The 8,446-nt window shown below is 41.9% G+C and carries 1 protein-coding gene; it reads left to right on the top strand.

What is annotated here, in order from left to right; translation table 11 throughout:
* Positions 1 to 154: 154 nt before the first annotated feature.
* Positions 155 to 8,446: radical SAM protein (locus tag KKC91_05050; GenBank protein ID MBU0477914.1), on the top strand; the 8,292-nt coding region annotated here is incomplete at its 3' end.

The following is an 8,446-nucleotide window of genomic DNA, read 5'->3' as shown; positions in this document are numbered from 1 at the left end:
GGCCTCTTTTAATGATTTGATAGAGAAAGGCGTAAGCGAAGGCTGGCTTGATTCCGGCGACATCTCGCCAATAGACATAAACTCCCTTACAGACAGATTCATGGCCTTGGAAGTGGCCTTAGGCCTGCTTTTACGCTTAGAACGCGGCTTAAAGATGGATGAACGAAGAATAAACTATATGTTTGTTAAAAGATTCAGGGAAAGGATAAGAAACAGTGAGGCCATAGAGCTTAGGAGAGCAGGAGAAGAGTGGTATGTTTCGTATGGCGATGAAAGACTTGTAGTCAGGAATGGAAGAATCGAATCAGTAGAGGCTGTTCCTGAGGAACGGATAGACGCAGCTTTTAATGTAACACAGTGGGGGCAAAGAAGGATGAAACTTGCCCAGGTACTGTCAGTAGACAGCCAACCGGTTGATCAGCCAGTTTTACCTAGAGAACAACAATTAATGGTGGTGGAAAGACTCGCAGAGAGAGCAAAAGCAATTGTTACAAGACATCCTGAGTGGCCAGACACTTTAGAGATTGTAGTAATAGGCTCATATGATCCTCAGGAATTAAGAGCTCGAGCTGAGTCAGATATAGACATAGCTATTAGATGGAAACCTGCCTCTGATGAAGAACTTCTAGCTACAGCTCTCCTTGCTCAGACAATAATCAATGTAGTGGCTCCAGAATTTCAAGAGGCAGCTGGAGAAGTTGAATCAGTAGAATACTTTTTGAATATACCAGGACTTGATGATCCTCGTTTTACCGCTTTCCCAATGGGAACCGATTTATTAAGTTGGGATCCAAGGGCGGCATTAAAGGAGGAAACTGTCGAAGTTGGTACAGGCGCAGTAGGTATAGCTGGGCAGCAGCAGGTTGCAGGCACAGGACAAATGGGTGTAGCAGAAATACAGGTAGTTGAAGAAACAATGGCTAATGTTACAAATCCAGATGTTGCAAGGTTGCCCTTACCTGAACAGATGCGCGAACGTGCCGCTAGATTCAGTAATGATGTGGAAGTAGTAGTGGTTGATTTGGAGGCACTTAACGCAAGAGGCGACCGAGAATTTGTTTTTGAAGATAATCCTAATGTAATTTATCTTGCCAGAGAAGCTACATTAGCTGACTTAGAGCATGGTTTGGTAGAATCATTGGCAAGGACAGGAGGCGTAGATTATCGCGGAGAACAGTCAACAGCTGAACTTATTCATGATATGGCTTATCGGGATGAGCAAAGGTTTGTTGCTGTTCAAACGGAAACTGCTCTTTATAGAGCAGATGGAGATGTTCGTTTTTATAAATTAGATGAACTAACTCATGTAAAAGGTAGGTTGTATCGAGACAAGTCTACTGGAAGATTTGTTGGAAAGATAGCCTTTGACACTGAATCAAAGGCCTTAGTTGAGCGGCTAGCGGTTACGCCTGTGCAATTAGGCTTGCCTCAACCATTGTCAAGGCCTGTTATTGGGGATGTGGAAAAGGAGCAAGTGGTAGCTGATCTTTCCAGAGGTAGACCTGCCAGAGAATTGCTGACGGAGATGGAGGAACATAAAGAGGCCAGCGGAAATACATATAAAGCTATCACCTCTCTTTATGATATACGCGACCCAATTACTCTACCTCATGTGGAAAGGATGAAAGATATTGCCATAATTTTAGGGCATAGAATGGGCTTATCTTCTGCGGAGTTAAGTGTTTTGGAGTTAATGGCAGCTGCCCATGAGTTGACTAGGCGGTCGTTAGATAACGGATTAAACTCAAAGATAAATGATTGGCGCAAAGCCAATGGTTTTTCTCATTACGATGAGTCATTTGCAAGAGCGGTTATGGAAGATACTGCATTATTTGGAGATTTATGCTCCTACATTGGCGAGGATTATACTCCAAAACAAATAATGCGTTCCATCCGCATAGAAGTCCAGCATGCAAATCCGCTAACAGAGGTTTTTGATGAACCAGTCGAAACCTTCAGATCAATTGCCCCAGAAATAGCAAGGTCATTGTCGCAACCTGTGGTTGAGTTGTTCGAGAACGTTATCCTGTACCATCATAACATGTTAGGATTACCACGAAGCACCCCCCATTATGAAAATGTTAGATTGTTACTAAACATTTTAGTTGTAGCGGACGCTATAGAAAAGTCTAATAACCATGTCTGTGGGGCTATGTACTATGGTAGACAGCAAGAGACGCTCCAGGAAACTTTAAGTTTTCTGGAAACAAAAGTTGCAAAGGGACAAATTCTGCCTGAGGTATTCACAGTAGCTGAAGAGCTGATTTTAGGGCAAGATCCAGGTCTGGTTCAAACAATCCTTGAAGCTAGAGAGAGCACTGAAGATATCCTTCCGGCTTACGATACACAATTTGTTGCCGATAGATTGGCAAAGAGCCCTGTTAGGCGGGCCACAGTTTTACTTATCCAACCTAAAGATCCTCAACAGCAAGCTCCTGCTAGTAGGTGGCATTATGGGTTAATGTTGTTAGCAAGCGCCCTTAGGGATAAACCATATTTATATCAATATTATCATACTGAGGGCAATAGACATCCTGAGTTTGCTTTTGAAAACCCCGATGCTTATCCTTCTTTTAATGTGCATATTGTGGATTTGCAGGTAGAAGATCCGGATTTTGATTTGGAAGCATATGTTAGAGAACTTCAGCCAGATATAGTTGGCGTTACAACTGTAACACAATTTATTAATATGGCAATAGACATAAGTGATATGGTGGAAAGAGTAGCTCCAGATGCTAAAAGGGTTATTGGTGGGGTTCATGCTTCAGCGTTGCCTCAAAATGTAATGAAGAATTCTTCATTTGAATATGTTGTCCAGGGAGAAGGAATTGAAACATTTACAGATCTCGTTATGAAATTTGCTTTCTTTAACCAGCCTGATGTCTCGAGCGTTGAAGGCATTTGGTATAAAGATAGAGAAGGAACTATAAAATTAAGTGCGCCGAGAATGCAAATTATGAATGTCGATCAGTATCCATTAGCTACGGCGAGTTTAGGTTTATTGAATCTTCAAGACTACGATCAGCAGAGGCAGGAGGCAGGTGTTACCGGACCCATTGCTTTTGTAATGAGTGCCTACGGTTGTCCTTTTGATTGTCTGTTTTGTGCCGAGGCTCCTGTATTTCAGCGTCGGCGTGTAAAAGCTCGTTCTCCCGAGAACATTATGCGAGAGATAAGAGATCTCTATAACCAAGGTTACAGAATATTTTATTTTGGCGATGATACGTTTACTTATCATAAGAAACGAGCAATAGCTATTGGTGAACTGATAAGAGATATGGTTAATGAGGCAAATGCTCCTTATCTGAGAGAGATTGAACAGCTGAGAGCTAACGGCGGCGGATCTGCAACCCTAGAAAACCAGGCAACAATAGAGGAATTAGAAGCTAAAATCGAATCTAATAGAATTACTTTGTGTGTTATGACTAGAGTCGATGCTGTTGATGAACCAGTTTTACAGGTAATGAAGGATGCTGGTGTAGCTAGTATGGCGTTTGGCGTAGAAACTGGGGATAAGGAGCTATTAGCAGTAGTAGATAAGCAGATGGAGCTGGATAAAGTATATAGAGCAGCAGAGTTATGCCACAAAGTAGGAATCCACTCTCACTTTTATATGATGACCGGTCTACCTGGACAAAACTGGGCAAGTATTAAGAAGTCTTTAGATATGCTTTTAGAAGCGCAACCGGATTCTATTAATACAAGTATGGCTGTTCCCTATCCAGGATCTCGTTTGTATGCAGAGGGCAAAATTCATATGTATGGGCAAGAAACAGGAGACTTCTCTCATTATCAACATGATTCCCATGCAAATGCGCTAGGTAAAAGAGGCGAAAGGATTCCATGCCTGACTTACACTGATGTTATGTCTCCTGAAGAGATTTATTTAGCAAGGAATCTACTCTTTGAAGCATATCGTGAACGGAATAATCCTAAAGTTTTCAATTTCTTGATGCAGACTTTAAGAAGGCGTATAGAAGAAGAGACCGTTGGTTTAACGCCAGCGCAGAGAAGAAAATCCGCTGTTAAAGATATAAAAGCTATGGAACGTATGTTAGGCTACGAGTCTGCACAGATACGTCGTCTCCTAAGTCAGATGGCAAAGATAAAATACCATGAAACAACTGTTTTAGCAGAAGCTCGAAATAAACTAAGAAGTTTTGCTACTCCATATAAATTGAGAGATTTTGCTTTAGGAATTATAAATCCTTTTTCTTCCTGGGCAAGATCTTTAAATTTAAGGAAAGTGGTTGCTATATGTCTAATCCTAGGCCTGCTTACGTTTACATTCCAGCATAGGATAGAAAACTTTACTCAGTTTATAAGTGCTCTTAGTCCTGAAACATTCAATTTAGTCCATCTACCTATTATGATATATGGTTCACTTGTGACTATTGATATTTTTGGACACATTTTAACGGCCTTGTTCTATAAAGCGCCAAAATCTAACAACTTCTATCCTAAAGTTACTATTATTACGCCTGCTTTTAACGAAGGTGAATCTGTGAGGAATACAATTCTTAGGATGTTTGGCACAGGTTACCCTATGGATAGAGTTCATGTGATTGCTGTTAATGATGGATCTCAGGATGATACACTTCAATATATTGAAGAGGCCGCAAAGACTTATCCAGATTATGTTACTGTGATCAACTTTACAGAAAATTGCGGTAAACGTACAGGAATGTGGTCAGCAATTCTAGTTGCCGATGCTATTCGACGCGCTCGAGAAAGAAAAATCTGTACTCAAGAAGAGGTAGAAGCTTCTATAACGGAAGTGACTGACAAGATGAGAGGTGCAGTGAAGTTTGCCGCTGTTGATGCTGTGGCAAAAACATTGAGCCAAGAGTTAGCTAAGATAGTAGAAGAAAATCGGGATACTTCTGAGAGAAGACAGAAGAAAGCTCCTGTTCAACTTGTTGTTCCAGAAGGTATGGCGGAATATTTCGTGCCTCCGAGAGAATTACCAGAAGATGCAGTAGGATTAGATGCTCCTGTTGCGATGTTTGTGGATTCCGATAGTTACCTTTATCCAAATGCTATTTTCGAGATAGTTCAAGGCCTTCATGATCCAAACGTTGGAGCAGTGACTGGACTAGCGAAGGTTCATAATTATGATGAGAATAATATAACCGCTCTACAGGCACTCATATATTTTGTAGCTTTTGGGATTGCTAAGGCAGGAGAGAGCGTAGCTGGAACTGTCTCTTGTTGCTCGGGTTGTTTATCAGCGTATAATATGGATTATTTAGTCGAGTGCGTGTTAAATCCAGATGATTTTGTTAATGAGAGATATCGTGGTGTACGTCGCCACTCTGGAGACGATCGAAAGGTGACGAATTTGATGTTAAAAAGAGGCTTTAAAACACTTTATAACGAAAACGCAGTTGTAGAGACAATTGTCCCAAATACCTTGCGAAAGTATCTTAAACAGCAACTTCGTTGGAAAAAATCTTGGATAATGGAGACTGGCTTCGCGAGCAGATTTATGTGGAAGAAACCATTCTATCGCAGTATTATTTATTATATCGGTGTATTGCGTGTTTTATTAGGTCCTTTGATGGTTCCTTATTACTTCGCTGTTTATTTTCTAAGTGGCGATCCGGCATCATTAAACTATTTCTTAAGCCTTTTTATTTTACCACTTGCAAGACTTGTGTACTATGCATATAAAAGACCTGAACACGTAACTAAAAAAATAGTTTTATCCGGGATCCTTGCTGTTTTTCTTTACACTTTTATTATGCAGCCCTTGACTTATTACGCAGCGGCTACGCTAAAGAACACAAATTGGGGTACAAGGGTAGGAAAGGTTAAACTCACAGATACTGTTCATGCCTCAAGGCGAACTGTTGATAGAATAAGACAAGCGCTGAATAGACTGAAAGGACTGAATAGAAGACCTATTTTAGCCACAGTAGTGGCAGTAGTAATGGGCCTGAGTTTTGTTGCGTTTCGATGGCAATATAAAGAAGGACTAGATGCAGGAGAAGAAGATAGGCCTATGGCGCTGGCTGCTGCTCAGGCAGAAATTATGCCTACTCTTTCCGAAGTTAGTTCTCCAGTAATCATAGTTACTCCGTCTGTTCATGAGGTTACTCCCACACCAACTTCTCCTGTGGTTAGTCCCACGGTGGTACCTACTGAGGAAGGATACAGCGATGTTTCTATACCAGATGCTCAGACAATTGTAGGTATCCCAGAGGGTAATGCCCAAGCATATTATGCTCTTCCTGCTCCATTGATCGATGTTCCGGTTAATCTGCCTGTAGCTAACCGAATTGTGAATCCCGAAGTGTATCTCTCACACCCATTAGCTGAAACAGGATTAGGAAGGCTTAAGGAAGAAGATCTTGTTTTTGCCAGGTATTATGTCGTGGATGAAGCAGGAGTTATTTATTCCACTCCCGCAATGGGAGGGGTGCCATTCGGAGTTGTTACTGCGCAGCCACATATTGATGAGGAGACTCAAATTGCCACATATCGTATTAATCCTCAAATTACCCTTCCTGGGAACTACAATATTGTGTTAGAAATTGAAGGTCAGTTTTTTAAATCTCGTCGTTTTACAGTTTCAGAGACTTCACTATCTTCTTGGGGTAGCATAATGACCCAAGCTTATAATTATCGTTCAACCAGTCAATATTCTAATATTCCGCGGGAAAATATTCGTATTATTGATTACGCTACGGGTCGAGTAATGAGAGTGATTGAAGATATGCCCCATACTTTATTGCCTGAAGGTAATGCGATTGCCGGTGTCTTCTATTTTAATCAAATGTATAACACTTGGTCGCTTGCTTTAAGGCCCGATAGTCCGTTTGCGCTCCCTGATTCAGAGAGAGCCACAATGGAGCAGTTGCTTATGGAGCAGGCTCCCTGGATGTTGGCAATGCAAGTTCCTGATGGAGAAATGACGGGGACTGTTTATCAAGAAGAGGGACCTCCTGAGCGCCGCACCGCAATTAGCTATGATCTTTCTAATCCACGCGTTATCTATGGAGGGACCAGCAGCCAGGATTTTTCCACTCCTGTTACAGCAGGATATGTAGGCTCTATGGCCACTGCTTCCAGAATTTTTGCCGAACACGATAATGAAGGCATGGCAATTGCATCAGCCCAAGCAGCAATACGTGCCTGGGAGTTTTTGGAACATCACCCTGAGGCCTCCTTATTTGTAAATACGGCTATGAGCTCAAGCGATAGGATGCGCGACATAGACGAACGAATGTTGGCAGCAGTGCAGTTATTGGAACTTTATTATTATCAGCCAGAGATAATACAAGATGCAGCAGATGCTGAGGGATACAATTTTAATCATGAAGATTTAGTTGCATTTATTCTTAGTAATATTGATGATCTCAACGGGCCCACGCGTTATGAACGTGAAAATGTCGATACGATAGCTCTTTCTCACATAGCTCTTTTTAGCGATGATTTTGTTTCGCGGTATGGACTGGGTGATGCTCGCGTAAGAGCTAGAGAGATGCTTCTAGAAAGAGGGGATGAATTGTTGAGACTGGCGTCTCAGGATAGCTTTGGTGCTGCTGTAGATTATGATGCCTGGTCAAGGGGTTCAAATAAAAGCAGACTGGATAAGGCCCGCCTATTGCTCGTAATAGATGAGATTTATTTGTTGGAGACAGGGAGAGAAGAATATGATTCTCGCTATTTAAATGCTGCCTTGAATCTTTGGAATTCAGTAGTTGAAGGTTCAAACATTTATGGAATTCAGTTTGTTACAGGGTATGGGGTTTTTCATCCTCATGATGTCCTATTCTATCCGTCTAACGGCAATGTAAGCTCTGAAGAACAAACTTGGGGTTGGGTTGTGAGCGGGCCAAGTGTTATTCAGGATGATACTGGGATACCAGGAAGATATGAGGCCTATCACGATCATGCTATTGAAGGGAGCCCTTGGGAGATTAATGAACTTGGAATTGAGATGCAGAATAGTGCAGTGGTTTTCGCTAATGTTTTTGACGAGATTATTAGAAGAAGAACTGAGACTTTGGGTTTATCAGATACAGCTCAAACTATGAATAGAGTAGCTCGTACTGGTGTTAGAGTTGACGAATCTCAGCCTAGGGCTAGGTACAGAAAAGCAACCCGTTATACTTCATCTCGTAAGGCACCGAAGCCCTGGGAACAGGGCTGGGCTCTGACTTCAGAGGCACAAGAGCAGCGCCAGGATGCGAAATTTGGTGAGCCTGTGTCTGATGTTTTTCCTCCTAATACCTTCTCGCTTAGCAAACACTTCTCCCTTCGCTCCAGCTCTAATAGCTTAACAGAAGACGGCGCCCCGACAACAGACCGCTTCTCTGTGGCAGAGAAAGTATATGATGTAAATGACATGGAAACAATAGAATCTGAATTACAGGAACTGGCTACTGTAACACCCAAACACCCAAGCATCAATGTAACATTCACCATAAGAGGCCCCACT

It is taken from the genome of bacterium (assembly GCA_018812485.1).
Taxonomy (GTDB): Bacteria; JAHJDO01; JAHJDO01; order JAHJDO01; family JAHJDO01; genus JAHJDO01.
This window is presented reverse-complemented; position numbering and strand designations above follow the sequence as displayed.